Source organism: Denitrificimonas caeni DSM 24390 (genome assembly GCF_000421765.1).
GTDB classification, from domain to species: domain Bacteria; phylum Pseudomonadota; class Gammaproteobacteria; order Pseudomonadales; family Pseudomonadaceae; genus Denitrificimonas; species Denitrificimonas caeni.
The window spans coordinates 36401-52041 of the sequence record NZ_ATXQ01000012.1 but is presented as its reverse complement, the minus strand read 5'-3'; the positions used below and the strand labels follow the sequence as shown (position 1 = coordinate 52041).

The 15641-nt window shown below is 48.7% G+C and carries 15 protein-coding genes, 1 tRNA gene and 1 pseudogene; 6 read left to right on the top strand and 11 right to left on the bottom strand.

Going from position 1 to position 15641, the window contains the following annotated elements; all coding sequences use genetic code 11:
* Positions 1-54: 54 nt before the first annotated feature.
* The 8 genes from murB to H591_RS0113675 all read right to left on the bottom strand — a co-directional run bounded on the left by murB (position 55) and on the right by H591_RS0113675 (position 6871).
* Positions 55-1080, bottom strand: a complete 1026-nt coding sequence (murB, locus tag H591_RS0113710; protein ID WP_022967536.1) for a UDP-N-acetylmuramate dehydrogenase — start codon at positions 1078-1080, stop codon at positions 55-57.
* Positions 1077-1541 carry a low molecular weight protein-tyrosine-phosphatase gene (locus H591_RS0113705; RefSeq protein WP_022967535.1) on the bottom strand — a complete coding sequence of 155 codons (465 nt, stop codon included), beginning with the start codon at positions 1539-1541 and terminating at the stop codon, positions 1077-1079. The genes murB and H591_RS0113705 overlap by 4 nt, the downstream gene beginning before the upstream one ends.
* Positions 1542-1543: 2 nt before the next feature.
* A complete protein-coding gene (gene kdsB / locus H591_RS0113700; RefSeq protein WP_022967534.1) occupies positions 1544-2308 on the bottom strand; it encodes a 3-deoxy-manno-octulosonate cytidylyltransferase in 765 nt (254 codons plus the stop codon).
* A gap of 3 nt (positions 2309-2311) precedes the next feature.
* Positions 2312-2494 (bottom strand): Trm112 family protein, encoded by a 183-nt coding sequence (locus H591_RS0113695; RefSeq protein ID WP_022967533.1) that lies wholly within the window; start codon positions 2492-2494, stop codon positions 2312-2314.
* A gap of 10 nt (positions 2495-2504) precedes the next feature.
* Positions 2505-3509, bottom strand: a complete 1005-nt coding sequence (gene lpxK / locus H591_RS0113690; RefSeq protein WP_022967532.1) for a tetraacyldisaccharide 4'-kinase — start codon at positions 3507-3509, stop codon at positions 2505-2507.
* Entirely contained in the window at positions 3509-3931 is a 423-nt protein-coding gene (locus tag H591_RS0113685) for an ExbD/TolR family protein (RefSeq protein ID WP_022967531.1), read from the bottom strand. Before H591_RS0113685 ends, lpxK begins: the two co-directional genes overlap by 1 nt.
* Positions 3928-4560, bottom strand: a complete 633-nt coding sequence (locus H591_RS0113680) for a MotA/TolQ/ExbB proton channel family protein (protein ID WP_022967530.1) — start codon at positions 4558-4560, stop codon at positions 3928-3930. Before H591_RS0113680 ends, H591_RS0113685 begins: the two co-directional genes overlap by 4 nt.
* A gap of 76 nt (positions 4561-4636) precedes the next feature.
* Positions 4637-6871: a DNA internalization-related competence protein ComEC/Rec2 gene (locus tag H591_RS0113675; RefSeq protein ID WP_022967529.1), complete on the bottom strand. Its 2235-nt coding sequence runs from the start codon at positions 6869-6871 to the stop codon at positions 4637-4639.
* A 139-nt stretch (positions 6872-7010) separates the two neighbouring features.
* Between H591_RS0113675 and H591_RS0113670 the strand changes: the two genes are divergently transcribed.
* The 3 genes and pseudogenes from H591_RS0113670 to H591_RS16320 form a co-directional block, all read left to right on the top strand.
* Positions 7011-7541 (top strand): DUF2062 domain-containing protein, encoded by a 531-nt coding sequence (locus H591_RS0113670; RefSeq protein ID WP_022967528.1) that lies wholly within the window; start codon positions 7011-7013, stop codon positions 7539-7541.
* A 48-nt stretch (positions 7542-7589) separates the two neighbouring features.
* A tRNA-Met gene (locus tag H591_RS0113665) sits at positions 7590-7666 on the top strand.
* Positions 7667-8788: 1122 nt separating this feature from the next.
* A pseudogene (locus tag H591_RS16320) lies at positions 8789-8833 on the top strand (hypothetical protein); the annotation flags it as partial.
* A gap of 306 nt (positions 8834-9139) precedes the next feature.
* On the opposite strand, the gene H591_RS0113650 reads toward H591_RS16320, so the two are convergent.
* The 3 genes from H591_RS0113650 to H591_RS0113640 form a co-directional block, all read right to left on the bottom strand.
* On the bottom strand, positions 9140-9511 hold the full coding sequence (locus tag H591_RS0113650; RefSeq protein WP_022967525.1) for a DUF6746 family protein: 372 nt from the start codon (positions 9509-9511) through the stop codon (positions 9140-9142).
* A 239-nt stretch (positions 9512-9750) separates the two neighbouring features.
* On the bottom strand, positions 9751-11415 hold the full coding sequence (gene actP, locus H591_RS0113645; protein WP_232362442.1) for a cation/acetate symporter ActP: 1665 nt from the start codon (positions 11413-11415) through the stop codon (positions 9751-9753).
* Positions 11412-11720, bottom strand: coding sequence for a DUF485 domain-containing protein (locus tag H591_RS0113640; protein WP_022967523.1), 309 nt, complete (start codon positions 11718-11720; stop codon positions 11412-11414). Before H591_RS0113640 ends, actP begins: the two co-directional genes overlap by 4 nt.
* 655 nt (positions 11721-12375) lie before the next feature.
* Here H591_RS0113640 and rsxA point away from each other — a divergent pair.
* Genes rsxA through rsxC form a run of 3 tightly spaced genes read left to right on the top strand, consistent with a single transcriptional unit; the run spans position 12376 to position 15625 of the window.
* Positions 12376-12960, top strand: a complete 585-nt coding sequence (gene rsxA, locus H591_RS0113630) for an electron transport complex subunit RsxA (RefSeq protein WP_022967521.1) — start codon at positions 12376-12378, stop codon at positions 12958-12960.
* The gene (gene rsxB / locus H591_RS0113625) at positions 12957-13532 is read left to right on the top strand and encodes an electron transport complex subunit RsxB (protein WP_022967520.1); all 576 of its coding nucleotides are present in this window, start codon (positions 12957-12959) and stop codon (positions 13530-13532) included. Before rsxA ends, rsxB begins: the two co-directional genes overlap by 4 nt.
* The gene (gene rsxC, locus H591_RS15510) at positions 13529-15625 is read left to right on the top strand and encodes an electron transport complex subunit RsxC (RefSeq protein WP_022967519.1); all 2097 of its coding nucleotides are present in this window, start codon (positions 13529-13531) and stop codon (positions 15623-15625) included. Before rsxB ends, rsxC begins: the two co-directional genes overlap by 4 nt.
* Positions 15626-15641: the final 16 nt, after the last annotated feature.

The following is a 15641-nucleotide window of genomic DNA, read 5'->3' as shown; positions in this document are numbered from 1 at the left end:
ATGCTGACATTAAGCCTGCGCTAGACTCAGTTACTTAGAGTTACCAGTCAGCGCTTAGCCAGTAATCACGTTAGGTTCAATTTCCAACTCAACCGCAAAACGCTGCTTGATATCAGCTTGAATTTGCCCTGCCAGCTCAAGGATCTGCTGACCACTGGCCCCGCCATAATTGACCAAAACTAATGCCTGCTTGGTATGCACTCCGGCATCGCCTTGACGCACACCCTTCCAACCGGCGTGCTCAATCAGCCAGCCAGCGGCGAGTTTGACCTGACCATCGGCTTGAGCAAAGCTGACGATATTAGGATAGTTTTCTTGCAGTTGTTGCGCGTGCTCGGCGCTGATCACTGGGTTTTTGAAAAAACTGCCAGCATTGGCTAACTGCTTAGGATCAGGTAGTTTTTCTGCACGAATCGCGCAGACGGCACGACTGACATCTTGCGCAGTCGGTTGCTGCACTTGTTGCTCGGCCAAGTAACTGCGTAAATGACCGTAGTCCAATTGCAAAGCAGCATGTTTCGGTAATTTGAAGATCACACTTAAAATCACCCGACGACCTGACTCTCGCTTAAACAGGCTGTCACGGTAAGCAAACTGACACTGTTCATTGCTCAGACGCTGGATCTGGCCGGTGTAGCGATCGAGGACCAATACGCTGTCGAGATGGTCTTTCAGTTCAGCACCATAGGCACCAATATTTTGCACCGGTGCAGCGCCGACATTGCCAGGAATCAAACTTAGATTTTCTAAACCGCTCAAACCTTGCGCCAAACTCCACTGCACAAAGTCATGCCAGTTCTCACCGGCCTGCACTTCAACTTGGGCAAAATCAGCATCTTCACTGAGCACTTGAATACCGCGCAATTGCAGATGGATCACCAAAGCATTCAGATCAGCGGTGAGCACCAAATTACTACCACCGCCGAGTAACAGCACGGCAATCTCGCGTTGTTCAGCCCACGCCAAAGCGGCTTGTAACTGCTCAAGCGACTGCACCGCAACAAAAAATCGCGCCGCCACATCAATCGCTAACGTATTGTACGAGCGCAGTGAAACCTGCTCTTGAATGCTCAAACTCACAAGCGCGCCTTTATTTCATCGAGCAAAACCTGGCTGGCTTGCTCCAGCATATCGAGCACCAACTCAAAGCCGTCTTCACCACCATAATAAGGGTCTGGCACTTCATCAGGGCTGATGCCAAAGCGCGGCAAGTACAGCGCCAACTCAGCTTTAGCATCGACAGGCTGGATCGCCTGCAGGTTGCTCAGATTGCTTTTATCCATCGCCAGAATTAAATCAAACTCGGTAAAATCCTCGACGCTGGCCTGACGTCCGCGTAGCGTCGACAAATCATAACCACGCTTGGCTGCAGCAGCTTGCGTGCGTGGATCAGGGGTTTTGTCAATATGCCAATCTGAGGTGCCTGCCGAATCAATGCTGATTTTATCGCTCAAGCCTGCCTGCTCAACATAACGACGAAACACCCCTTCAGCAGTCGGTGAACGGCAGATATTACCCAAACAGACAAATAAAACCTTCATTGTTACTCCTCAAAAAAACGTCGAACACGCTGTAAATCTTCCAACGTATCAACGCCTGCAGGCGGTGCTTCGACAGCATCCGCCACATGAATACGTGCGCCATTCCATAAGGCACGTAACTGCTCAAGGGATTCAGTTTGCTCTAAAGCGCAGGAGCCCCAAGCTACAAAATCCGCTAAAAAGCCTGCACGATAGGCATAAATACCAATGTGTCGACGGAACTCAACGCCTTCTGGCAACACCTCTTGGCTTTTCGCAAAGGCATCGCGCGGCCAAGGCAAAGGTGCACGACTGAAGGTCAAAGCATAACCCTGCTTATCGCAACTGACTTTCACCACATTCGGATTGAGCACGCTGGCGATATCTGTAATAGGCTCGGCCAAGGTCGCCATCGCCGCTTGTGTGTAGTGCGCCAAGTTGGCGGCCACTTGATCAATCACACTAGGTGGAATCAGCGGCTCATCGCCTTGCACGTTAACCACGATGGCATCACTGGGCAGACCTAACTGCTCAACCACTTCAGCTAAACGGTCCGTGCCGGATTCGTGATCATCACGGGTCATCACCACCTGCGCGCCAAAGCTTTCGCAGGCAGCAAAAATCCGTTGATCATCGGTGGCAATCACCACCTGCTGCGCGGCGCTTTTCTGCGCTTGCAGCCAAACACGCTGAATCATCGGCATCCCTGCAATGTCTTGCAGTGGTTTACCGGGAAAACGCGTGGAAGCAAAACGCGCAGGAATCACCACACAAAAAGCTTGAGTCATGATTTAGTCCAAACGCTCATCATTGCTTAAGGTACGCGCTTCAGTTTCCAGCATCACCGGAATATCGTCACGAATAGGGAAGGCTAAGCCATCGGCTTTGCACCATAATTCAGTTTTTTCCGCATTGAGTTGCACAGCACTTTTGCATAAAGGGCAGGCCAAAATATCTAAGAGTTTCGGGTCCATCAGCACATCCTCAAAACGAATCAGTTAATAAACGCTTTAGCTGCTCAGCAAACCAGTCACTAAAGGCTGGTGAAGGCTGCGCTGCCACTTGTAAGTACCAGCAATGATCTGCAGCAAACCCACGGCATTTCACCGCGTCTTTCTCAGTCATAACCACTGGCAAATCATCGTCAAACTGTAAATCTTGCGCAGTGAATTCAGCATGATCAGCAAAAGCGTGAGCAATGGGTTGCCAGTTTAACCCTTCGAGCGTCTTGAAGAAACGTTGCGGGTTGCCAATACCCGCTACTGCATGCATTTTTTGTTGCGCGGGGAAGTAACTGAGCGGCTCGCGGCGACCGCTGCGCACATGCACCAACTCGGCCGGCTGCAAGCGCATCGCAAAACCATTGCCACTGTCTTGCTCGGCACCATTGAGTAGCACTGCATCGACACTCTGTAGACGCTCAGCCGGTTCACGTAGCGGCCCTGCCGGCAAACAGCGCTGATTACCCAGTCCACGCGCCGCATCAATCAATACCAACTCTAGATCACGCGCCAAGCCGTAATGCTGCAAACCATCATCGGACAAAATAATATCAAGCGAATGCTCGGCGAGTAGTTGCTGCACCGCCTGCGCGCGCTCAGGTGCAATGACTAACGGCACACCACTGCGCTGGACAATGAGCAGCGGCTCATCGCCTGCTTGTTCGGCAGTATCTGTGGCGCTTACCGTCCAAGGAAAATGTGCAGGACGCGCACCATAGCCACGACTGACCACGCCAACCCGCACACCTTGGGCTCGGCATTGCTCGATCAACCATAAAATCAATGGGGTTTTACCGGTGCCGCCAACGGTGATATTACCCACCACGATCACCGGTACTGGAGCACGGTAGGTTGCACTGTCACCACTGAGAAAGCGTGCACGCTTGCGCTGCACCACAGAGCGATACAGCATTTCCAGTGGCCACAGCAAAGACAGCGCAGGATGGCCATAATACCAAGCATGCTGGATGCGTTCGCTCAGTTTCACTACTGGGCTTGCGCCTCAACTGTAGTAATGCGCAAATGAGCAAAACCCAGTTTCGCGGCAGCGTCCATCGCCGTTACCACGGCCTGATGCGGCGCTTTACCGTCAGCACTGAGCATCACTGGCAAACTCTGATCGCCACCTGACTCAAGGCGCAAGGCTTCCATCAATGAGGCCAGATCATTCTTACTCAAGCTTTTACCATTTAAAGCGAAAGAGCCATCGACACCAACTAAAATTTCCAGCGGCGTTTTCGTCACCTCAGGAGGTGTACCACTGACGGCCTCAGGCAAATCAACTTTAAGTTGAGTCTCACGAGTAAAGGTTGTTGTCACCACGAAGAATAACAACAGAATAAACACCACATCGATCAGTGGCGCTAAATTGATATCAACCGGTTCGCGCGGTTTACGAGGAAATTTCACGCTTTGTCCCCATTGAGTTCGACCTCACGATCACCCTGCACCACTTCAACAAGCTTAATCGCTTCTTGTTCCATATTGACCACCAACTGGTCAACGCGACGCTGTAAAAAACGATGGAAGAATAAAGTAGGAATAGCGACAAATAAACCGGCAGCAGTGGTCACCAAGGCTTTAGCAATACCACCAGCCAATTGCGGTGCGTTGGCCATCCCAGAACCCATAAAGGCACTGAAAATCTCAATCATTCCCAGCACCGTACCCAGCAAACCTAATAAAGGCGTAATGGCAGCGATGGTGCCTAGTGGGGTTAGATAGCGTTCAAGTTCGCTTACGACTTTAACACCGGCTTCTTGAATACTTTCTTTCATAATGTCACGGCCGTGACGCGAGTTAGCCAAACCTGCAGCTAAAATTTGCCCAAGCGGCGAACCTGCGCGCAACTCTTGGAACTTCGTTTGGTCCATTTGCTTGTCTTTCACCCAACGCCAGACCTGCCCCAATAAATGTGGCGGACTAATCCGTGAGGGTCGCAAAGTCCACAAACGCTCAGCAACGATGGCAACTGCAATAATTGAACATACAACAATGGGCAGCATAATCCAGCCGCCTGATTTAATCAGTTCCCACACAATAGCTACTCCAGCAAAAAATTTGGCTCACTTTAGCACAGCCTTAGGCCTACACCGAACGCTGCGGTTCTCATTTTCATCGCCAAAAACGCGATTGCATCGACATCGTCCACGGTGCTTGATAATCACCCAGACGAACCCGCACTGCTTTATCTCGCGCAGTATCATAAATTTCTGCATCTTCACGCTGCAAATTAGCCAACACGTGTGGGTGCGGATGCCCATAACTGTTGTGCTTGCCTCGCGATATTAAAGCATAGCGTGGTTCTATACCCTGCAGAAATCGTCGCGATGTTGAAGTGCGACTGCCATGATGCCCTGCCACCAGCCAATCCGCTTTTAACCATGGCCAGTCAGCTAATAAAGCAGCCTCGCCTGCGGCATCAAGATCACCGGTTAATAATAAGCGCTCACCTTGCGCGTGAATCAACAGTACGCAAGATTTTTGATTGCTGTCTTGAGCATTGCGCCATTGCCAACGCCAAAACCACACCCCATCCCACTGCCACTGTTGTTCGGTGCAGGCTTGCGCAGCAAAACTTGCCGGATGCTCTAGCGGTTGTCCACTCACCACTGCTTTTACTACCAAGGCATTAAGGATAGCCTGCGCGCCACCGGCATGATCGGCATCGGCATGGGAAATCAGCAGCAGGTCCAACTGTGTTTGCCCAAAGCCCTGCAAAAAGGGCACAACAATTCGCTCTCCCGCATCAAAGCCAGCCATAAAAGGTCCCGCGTCATACAGCATGCTGTGCTGCGCCGTTTGTATCCATACCGCTTGTCCCTGCCCCACATCTAACAGCCAAACCTCTGCTTGTCCCGGCTCAACTTCAATCACACTGGGTTTAAGGAGCGGCAACCACAAAGCAGCAACGGCCAATAGCGGAATGATGGGACGCGGCAACAACAGCGCGATAACACCCAACAGGGCAAAGCCTAATACCCAAGGACTGGCGCCAGCACCCTGCCACAGCGCTTCACTCTGGGCAAACCAGCCCAGCACCACAAACAACACTTGCAAAGACCAGCCAGCCAGACCTAACACCCATTCTGCCAACCCAGGCCACGCCAATAGCGCGGAGCCTAATAAAGTTAACGGCAGCGCCAGCAAGCTCAGCCAGGGCACTGCAAACAGATTCGCCAGCGGCCCCACCAGGCTCACCGGCAAACTCAGCGCCAATAAAAATGGCGCTAATCCTATGGCAGCCACCCACTGCGTGCGCGTTAATACTTGCCACCAACGCCAAGCACCTAAACGTCCAGAAAAAGCTAAAACCAGCGCTGCTACTGCTGCAAATGACAACCAAAACCCAGCTTGCAACACCACTAACGGCTCATACAACAAAACCAGACAAAGCGCCGCTAACAATGCCGTCCAAGCACTCAAATGCTGAAAACGCCAGCGCCAGAGCAAAGCAATCATCACCATGATGCAAGCCCTTTGTACTGGCACGGCAAAACCCGCTAACACGCCATACAACAGTGCTGCCAGCATCGATAAAGCACAGGCAATAGGCAGCCATGGCAGGCGCGCCGGCCACCAACCAAAGCGCACTAAAAATACCACGCAGGCGTAGGCCATACCGGCCATTAAGCTAATATGCTGACCAGAAATCACCATCAAATGCACAGTGCCGGTGGTTTGCAACAAACGCCACTGCTGCTCAGTTAGCGCAGAGCCATCGCCTAACAATAAAGCCGCCATCACTCCACGCATCTGCGCTGGAGCGACACTCTGCAATCGCTCTTTTAAACGCTCACGCCAATGATCGACACCACTTCCCGACTCCAAGCGCTGGCCAGCTTTTACCGAACCCGTTGCACCGATACGTTTAGCCAATAACCATGCTTGATAATCAAAGCCATAGGGATTGAGAACACCATCGGGTCGTTTTAAGCGTACCGCTAAGCGCCAGCGCTCACCGGCACGCAATTGCTCAGGCGGATCACGCCAAGATAAACGCATACGCTGCGGTAACTGTGCGCGCCGTGAAGAGGCATCCTCTAACTCAAAGCGCACAATAGCCGGCTGCCCTTGCAGCTGCGGCCATTCAGGCAAACCCACTACCGTGCCTTCGAGCCAAAGCGTACGGCCATCGAGGTTTTGCTGCAGCTGGTCATCCAACGCGGCTTGAGCGCCGATACAAGCCCAACACAAACCAAGCAGGTAGATGCCCAGCGGAAAAACTCGACAAACGAAAGCAACCAGCGCAACCAGCATTAAAACCAGCAGCAACAAAGTACTGGGCAAGCTTGGCAAAAATCGCAAGCTCAGCATTCCTGCAATCAGTGCAAGCATGAGAAATCGCATGCAGCTACCTCCTTGTAGCATTTGCAAACAAATATTCTTGCTAATAGCGCGTTTTCTAAGGCTTTTGTCACACCCTGTAACAGCACCACGCCGCAATAAGATGCATAATAGTCGAGCTTTTGCATGTCAGAGAAAATTCATGCCTCGTCAACTATTTAAACGCTACATGCCTGATCCGGAAAAACTGAAACATAATCCATCATTACGTTTTCTCGGCAGCCTGATCCACGATCCAAATTTATGGCACCTGAACCGTCACTCGATTGCGCGGGCAGTTGCTGTCGGTGTGTTTTGGGCGATGATCCCAATGCCAATGCAAATGTTTGCTGCGGCACTTTTAGCCATTCCAATGCGAGCTAATCTGCCTATCTCTGTGGGCCTCGTTTGGCTCACCAATCCAATTACCATGCCCCCTGTGTTTTATGCCAACTACAAGCTTGGCACATGGCTACTCGGAACACCGGCCATCGAGATGCCGGACAAAATGACTATCAGCTGGATTTTAGAAGTCACCACAACACACTGGCAGCCGCTCTATGCGGGTTCCGTCTGCATGGGTTTAATTCTTGCTGCAGTGGGCTATAGCTGCACTGTTTTATACTGGCGCTGGTGGGTCAATCGCAACTGGAAGAAACGTATAAAGCTGCGTGAATCGCGGATAAATGATTGATTTTGAAATAAGTTTTGACAGGATCGAAAAAGTGCGTATACTTATCGGCGCGGAATGGAGCAGTCTGGTAGCTCGTCGGGCTCATAACCCGAAGGTCGTAGGTTCAAATCCTGCTTCCGCAACCAAATTCAAAAGCCTTAACTTTTAACGAGTTAGGGCTTTTTTTTATGTCTGTAATTCCTGCCTTAAAAACCGCCTAAAAAGCCTCCGTGCCCAAACCGTGCCCTGTGCGTGCCCATTTTGAAATTCCAGATTTTCAGATCCATTCGATTTTGACCGTAAGTCTTTTTTGGCACTGCTGTTTTTTCACGTGCCTTCAGCCAAAATTTATGCAGTTGGGTAAGCTGCTTTGGTATCGCCACCGGGGTGCTCAATGAAATATCAGCCGTTTAAGATCAGCCCGACGGCACTTTTTATAAAAACCGTCAAATAAGTGATGAACTTATGAAATATGCTGAGCTTTATTTTTACTTGTAAATATAAATACAGACCAAATTATTTAGAATTTTAAGCAATGCGTAATGTGTTAATTGCCAGAATCCACTCTTTTTTCTGCAGCTCTCACATGTAACGCCTAGAGCAGCAACTCTCTGAATATTTCCACAGAATGAGCAAGCATAAATGCCAGAGTCTGTTACTGCATCAGCTTTTTATTGTAAAGTTCCGGTAAAATCGGTAATCCATATTTTACTTCTGAATCAGAATAGTAAAAAACACTTATTTCTCCATCTGACTAAATACAAGAGCTTTTAATTTGCCTTAAATTCTCAACTGACTTCAAACGTAATTCTTGAAAAAACTCGTCTTTGGCTAAGCATTCTTTTTGAATAAACTCAAAGAAAATACTCCTTCAGAAATTATACATTTGGCCTTACCTTCTATAAATTTCTAAAAATTAGGACTTGTGACTGTAAGCAAAGTATTGAAATATATTTTAAAAAAATCAACAGTTACCGTTCATCGAGTTAATTGAACTAAAAATATTTTCTGTCTTCTACTGAATGTACAACATAGAAATGTTACTCACGTAGCCTTAAATTTGTACTTTAAATCAGTTAAGGGGATGAGAAAATGACGAAGTCTAAAAATGCTGGTCTTATGGTGCTCTGAGTCTGTTATTAACGCACGCAAATGCCAATGAAAAAACAAGTCCACGTCAAGATAGCCCTAGCCCTTTTGGTGCAGAACAAAAGCCAGACACTGGTAAAGATCATGAAACTTCTACTGATAAAGTAATCACTAACGAAGTGAGATCAGGCTTCATTAACAATAATGATTTTCGTGATACGGATATTGATGTGAAAGCTGTAAATGGTAAAGTTTCATTATCAGGAACGGTTTCTACAGAAGCAATGTGTTGTGTATTATCTGGGGTCTTCACTCAAACGCTTATGCATTGATTGTTTTGCAAATCGGTTTAGCGGCGATGAATATTCGCGGCAGCATCAAAAACTCGGACTAACCTTGAGTCTCTACAACTTTTTTTGATTTGAATATCTCTGAAAACTGCAGTATTGAAATTACTGCCAATAGAACATAAAAATCATGGTCTACACAGATTGCGCCAGCAACTTATTAACACTGGCGCAGCTGTAAAATCACTTGATAACGGTGCGTGAGGTTTTTAAATACGCAGGACCGGCTTCTTTGAGCGCGTCACGATTATAGGTTTCTGAAGCCACATGGACTTTTTCTAACGTCTGCGCCAGTTCTTCTAAATCAATATTAATTTTTTCTAAAGCATTCTCTAGGGTGTAGGTTAACTTGTGGATCGTCATCAAATCGTTATCAGTCAGCTCACCACTGAGCGCTGTTTCTAAGCGGTTATTGTACTCAGAAAAATTACTTACTGCGGTCTCTAAGTCAGGTGCAGCTAGACCTTTAAAATGACCAACACTCTCTTCTGCAACAGCGCCTGCTGCGACAGCTAAACCAACAGCCAATACAACACCTTTAAATACATTGTGCATGAGTCTTCCTTAGCAAGAATTTATGTTGGGAAGAAAGTTACCAGAAGCCCCTGCTAACAACAATCATTATCATTAGCATCTCGCTGCGACAAAGCGTCTCAGACGTCACAGCCCTACAATTCACGGCACACCTCGCCGTCCCGTGACGAACTGCCCACCAATCAATCGACAAAAAAATACCCCGAACCAGTCGGGGTATTTTTAACAGGATGATTGATCAACCATCACAGTATTACTGCTTAGTGATCTTGCGCACCAGAGCGACCGATACCGGTTTGACTGCGCACAGTCAGCGCAGTAAAGGCATCACGCTCTTTAACTGCACGTGCACTCTTGTCAGTCACGGAGAAGAACCAGATCGCAAAGAAGGCTAACGGAATAGAAAAGATACCTGGGTTCGGGAATGGACTGATCGGCTCAGCATTACCAAACACATCAACCCAAACTGTCTTACTCAGAACAACCCAAAGTGTGGCAAAGGCTAAGCCTAAGAAACCACCGATGGTTGCGCCGCGAGTCGTACAGCCGCGCCATGAGATCGACAGAACCAGCACAGGGAAGTTAGCACTTGCTGCAATAGCAAAGGCCAGACCGACCATGAAGGCGACGTTTTGATCTTCAAAAACAATACCGAGCAGTACCGCCAAGACACCTAAGACCAGCGTAGAAATCTTAGAAATACGCATTTCTTGCTTTTCAGTTGAACGACCACGCGCAATTACGTTGGCGTACAAGTCGTGAGCAATGGCTGCTGCACCGGCCAGCGCCAAGCCTGCAACAACTGCAACGATGGTTGCAAAGGTTACTGCAGCCAAGAAGCCTAACAGTAAGCTACCGCCCACAGCGTTGGATAAGTGTACCGCCGCCATGTTGGTGCCGCCGATCAGCGTGGTCAGCATATTGCTGTTATCACCAGCTAAACCGCTGTAGAACTCAGGGTGACGAACCAGTAGAGCAATTGCACCGAAACCGATGATAAAGGTCAGCAGGTAGAAATAACCGATAAAGCTACTGGCCCAGATCACTGATTTACGTGCTTCTTTTGCACTAGAAACTGTGAAGAAACGCATCAGAATGTGCGGCAAACCTGCCGTACCAAAGGCCAATGCCAAGCCCAGCGACAGTGCGTTGAGTGGGTTACCACTGACACCAGCGCCCGGTGCCATCAACTCTGTGCCTGAAGGGTGTACTTTAACCGCTTCAGCCAGCATCGCATCTGGATTCCAGTTGAAAGCCATCAGTACCAGTGCCGCCAGCAAAGTACCACCCGCCAGCATCAATACAGCTTTGATGATTTGCACCCATGTGGTCGCCGTCATTCCACCGAAGAACACGTAGATCATCATTAGTGAGCCGATAATGATCACTGAGATTTTATACTCAAGACCAAATAGCAGCACGATCAACTTACCCGCACCAACCATTTGTGCGATCAGATACAGAGCAATAATCAACAACGAAGCACTCGCTGCAAGCACACGCATTGGCGTTTGCTCTAAGCGGAACGCAGTAACGTCGGCAAAGTTAAAACGGCCAAGGTTACGCAAACGCTCAGCCACTAAGAACATCACCACTGGCCAGCCAAACAAGAAGCCAATCGCATAAATGATGCCGTCAAAACCACTGACGTACACCATACCGGCTATACCAAGGAAAGATGCCGCTGAAATATAGTCACCAGCAATGGCTAAACCATTCTGAAAACCAGTAATACCACCACCGGCTGTATAGAAGTCAGATGTAGTTTGGGTTTTACGTGCAGCCCACCAAGTAATCACCATGGTTCCAGCAATAAAAACCAAGAACATCACAATGGCGGAAGTATTGGCTTGTCCTGTTGCTGCGAATGCAGGTTGCGCGAACAATGACAGCAGAGCTGTGCTCAAGAGAAATTTCTTCATTATTCTACGTCCTTCACAATATCTTCCAGCAATGGATCAAAAATCTTGTTAGAGAAATAGACATAAAGTGAAATCATGATAACCGCACTAAACACTACTAAAATCCCGGTCAGGACTCCCACACTCATGGTCCAGCCAGCACCGATTGGCTGAGCAAACACTTCTGGCATATAAGCAAGCGTAAGAATAAAGCCTGAGTAAATAGCTAACGCGACCGCAAAAAACACCATACTCACCCGAGTACGGCGCTGTACCAACTCCGCGTATTTGGGATGTTTCAGCACCTTCTCAACAATTGTATCTTGCATTTTAACTCTCCAGCCCAGTCCTCACAGAGGTAAACCTGCTCAACGCCCGGGCATATTGTATTGTTATCACTAAAACTCATTAAACGAGCCACACTGCTTTAACGCTAAGCATTGCTCGCATGCATCTATTGTGATTTTTTGGTTTTACAGACTTTAGACTTGAACGCAAAACACTGCATTACAGCAGCGCTTAATCACGCCATACACAACATAGTTTTCAGCTAAAGAGACTTGATTCAACCACAGCATCCAACACTGAATGACTTCAGTGCCAAATATGCGCTGCTAATGTAGAGATTGTTACGCTCACGAACAGTATACCTTTGTCTAAACTAAGACCAATGTCGTAATAAAAACAAAAGGTTAACGGCAGTTAGAATGATCAAAACAAGCAAAATAAGTAAAACTTGCTTAATGATAAAAGCGTGACCCTCAGTTATGCCGCACAGTGCTCAGTCCGCTGTGCAGATAATAAAAGCGCGTCATAACGTCACGTTTTCCCTATAAATAATGCTTTTTAAAGCCTTTTAACCAAGAATCCATAGCCTTAGATCAAAAAGAACTTAAAGAAGGCATAAATCCGACTTGTACGCTATATCGACCTGCACGATAATAAGCACCTTCTTAATAACGGTTGATCCCTTCAATACTAGCCATGAGCGAACTCTTACTTATTGTGGTCAGCGCCATTTTAGTGAACAACTTTGTTTTAGTTCAGTTTCTTGGTCTGTGCCCATTTATGGGTGTCTCGAAAAAGGTTGAAACCGCAATTGGTTTATCGTTGGCCACGACTTTTGTTCTGACCTTGGCGTCTATTTGCAGCTATTTAGTCCAGCAGTACATTCTTAAGCCTTTTGATCTCGAATTTTTACGCACCATTAGCTTTATTTTAGTCATCGCGGTGGTGGTGCAATTCACCGAGATGGTGGTCAATAAGACCAGTCCGATGCTGTACCGCGTGCTCGGTATTTTCTTACCACTGATCACTACCAACTGTATTGTGCTTGGCGTCGCTCTCTTAAATGCAAATCGCAGCCAATACACCTTTTTGCAAGCCAGCGTGAACGGTTTTGCTGCGGGCATTGGTTTCTCTTTAGTACTGGTACTGTTCGCCGCAATGCGCGAACGCATTGCCATCGCTGATGTGCCGAAACCTTTCCAAGGTGCGGCGATTGGCATGCTGACGGCAGGCTTGATGTCGTTAGCCTTTATGGGCTTTAGTGGTTTAATCAAGCTATGAGCATGGTGTTTATTGCAGTCACAGCGCTGGTCGTTTTAAGTTTAATCTTTGGTGCGATTTTAGGCTTTGCCGCAGTACGTTTTCGCGTCGAAGGCAACCCGATTGCCGAGCAGATCAACGCCTTATTGCCACAAACCCAGTGTGGGCAATGCGGTTACCCTGGTTGCAAGCCTTACGCAGAAGCCATCGCCGCTGGCGACAAAATCAATAAGTGTCCACCGGGTGGCGAGACCACCATTCAAGCCTTAGCCGAATTACTGGATGTCGAAGCCGAGCCTTTGGATGCAGTAGAAGGCGAAAAACCACAGATGGTGGCTTACATTCGTGAAGCCGAATGCATTGGCTGCACCAAATGTATTCAAGCCTGCCCTGTGGATGCGATTTTAGGTGCGGCGAAACAAATGCATACAGTGATTGTTAGTGAATGCACAGGCTGTGATCTGTGTGTTGAGCCCTGCCCGGTGGATTGCATTGATATGATTCCAGTGGCCAGCACTTTACAAAACTGGAAGTGGGAGCACCCTTTGCCGCCCGGTACTTTGATTGCGACTGATCGGGAGTCATTGTCATGAGCACTTGGCCTATTCATCCATTGCGCGGCGGCGTGCATCCGCCCGAATGCAAAGCATTGTCCAACCAACAGCCCATCCAAAGCGCGCCACTGCCAAAACAATTGATTGTGCCATTATTGCAGCATCTTGGCAGTACCACGGAAGCGCGGGTTAGCGTCGGCGATTACGTTTTAAAAGGGCAATTGATTGCTGATTCAGCCAACCTGATTAGCGCTCCTGTGCATGCGCCAAGCTCCGGCATCGTGAGTTTTATTGGTCCGCAGCCTTACCCGCATGCGTCAGGCCAATTGATGGATGCCATCGTGATTGACACCGATGGCTTAGATCAATGGTGCTCACTGGAAGCGCTGCCGCATTTTTACCAAGCCAGCGCAGAGGAATTACTCGATAAAATTCGTCAAGCAGGTATCAGCGGCCTTGGTGGCGCCGGCTTCCCAACGGTCATTAAGCTTTCGCCTGCGCCTAATCAGCCGATTAACACGCTAATTATCAACGGCACGGAGTGCGAACCTTACATCACCGCTGATGATGTGTTGATGCGCGAAAAGGCACCGCAACTGCTACTCGGCATTGATATTTTAGTGCAGATTTTACAGCCCGAAAATGTACTGATCGCCATTGAAGATAACAAACCCGAGGCCATTGCTGCGGTCCGTGGCGCATTACAATCACGTCGTTATCACGTGATTGCGATCCCAACTATTTACCCCTCGGGTGGCGAGCGTCAGCTGATCGAAATTCTAACCGGTCAACAAGTGCCTTCTGCAAAACTGCCGGCGCAACTAGGCATCCTGTGTCAAAACGTTGGCACTGCCGTAGCGGTGCATGATGCAGTGATTGAAGGTAAGCCGCTTATTTCACGGATCACCACTCTGACCGGCCAAGCACTGCAAAAACCAATGAATGTTGAGTGCTTAATCGGCACACCCGCCATCGAGTTGCTTGAGTTTACTGGTTTGCAGAAAGCGCAGATGAGTCGACTGATTGTCGGCGGACCAATGATGGGTTTTACCTTGCCTTCAGTCGATGCCCCCATTATCAAAACCAGCAACTGTTTACTGGCAGCCACTGCTGAAGAACTACCCGCACCACCTGCTGCGTTACCCTGTATTCGCTGCGGCGATTGTGCCGAAGTGTGTCCTGCTAATTTATTACCCCAGCAACTGCATTTTTATGCCCTTGGTGATGATCACCCACAACTGCAAGCACATAATTTATTTGATTGCATTGAGTGCGGTGCCTGCGCCTATGTGTGTCCATCCAGCATTCCTTTAGTGCAGTACTACCGTGCAGCGAAAGCCGATATTCGCGAGCAAGCACAAAAACTCGCTAAAGCCGAGCACGCCAAAGAACGTTTTGAGTTCCGCCAAGAACGCCTACGTCTTGAAGACGAACGCAAAGAGGCTGAACGTCAAGCACGCGCTGAGCGCTTAGCGAAAAGCAAAGCAGAGCAAGCGAAAAAAGCCGCACAAGCGCAAGCCGCAGATCCAGCAGAAGCCAGTCAAGCGCAAGCAGAAGATGAGCTTAAGCGTTTAAAAATCGCCGCAAGCATGGCGCAAGTGGCGCTGCGCAAAGCAGAAAAACAGCTGGACATTCATAACACCGAAGAGCTGCAATCTCAGGTCGAGCAACTGCGGATGGCCGTTGAGCAAGCCAAACAAAATCTAGACGCCGCAAAACCTGCCAAAACCGTTAACGATGGTCCGACAGATGACGAAATTAAACGTCTTAAAATAGCCGCAAGCATGGCGCAAGTGGCGCTGCGTAAAGCCGAAAAACAATTTGAGACGCACGATACTGACGAGTTAAAAGTACAAGTCGAGCAGCTGCGCGAAGCCTCTGCACAAGCCAAGCAGACCTTAGACTCCGCGACTGCGGCAAGCAGCACAGTAAGCGCGCCAGCGACGACAGAAAAAGCCGCCAAAGCGGAGTTCAGTCCTGCCGAGCAAGCACAGAAAAAGGCTAAGATTGAAGTGGCGATGAAACGTGCAGCGCTGCGTAAAGCAGAGCGCAACGAAGCCGACGCGGCAACCTTAACGACACTACAAGCTGAATTAACCCAAGCTGAACAAGACTTAGCCGCACTTAATTAACCCTAAGCTGGCGAAC

What these genes read in the sequence shown, in the direction of transcription:
- H591_RS0113705 (WP_022967535.1), bottom strand. Translation starts at nt 1,541, where the DNA reads ATGAAGGTTTTATTTGTCTGTTTGGGTAATATCTGCCGTTCACCGACT.
- H591_RS0113650 (WP_022967525.1), bottom strand. Translation starts at nt 9,511, where the DNA reads ATGCACAATGTATTTAAAGGTGTTGTATTGGCTGTTGGTTTAGCTGTC.
- rsxC (WP_022967519.1), top strand. Translation starts at nt 13,529, where the DNA reads ATGAGCACTTGGCCTATTCATCCATTGCGCGGCGGCGTGCATCCGCCC.
- H591_RS0113695 (WP_022967533.1), bottom strand. Translation starts at nt 2,494, where the DNA reads ATGGACCCGAAACTCTTAGATATTTTGGCCTGCCCTTTATGCAAAAGT.
- H591_RS0113670 (WP_022967528.1), top strand. Translation starts at nt 7,011, where the DNA reads ATGCCTCGTCAACTATTTAAACGCTACATGCCTGATCCGGAAAAACTG.
- rsxA (WP_022967521.1), top strand. Translation starts at nt 12,376, where the DNA reads ATGAGCGAACTCTTACTTATTGTGGTCAGCGCCATTTTAGTGAACAAC.
- H591_RS0113675 (WP_022967529.1), bottom strand. Translation starts at nt 6,871, where the DNA reads ATGCGATTTCTCATGCTTGCACTGATTGCAGGAATGCTGAGCTTGCGA.
- H591_RS0113640 (WP_022967523.1), bottom strand. Translation starts at nt 11,720, where the DNA reads ATGCAAGATACAATTGTTGAGAAGGTGCTGAAACATCCCAAATACGCG.
- kdsB (WP_022967534.1), bottom strand. Translation starts at nt 2,308, where the DNA reads ATGACTCAAGCTTTTTGTGTGGTGATTCCTGCGCGTTTTGCTTCCACG.
- rsxB (WP_022967520.1), top strand. Translation starts at nt 12,957, where the DNA reads ATGAGCATGGTGTTTATTGCAGTCACAGCGCTGGTCGTTTTAAGTTTA.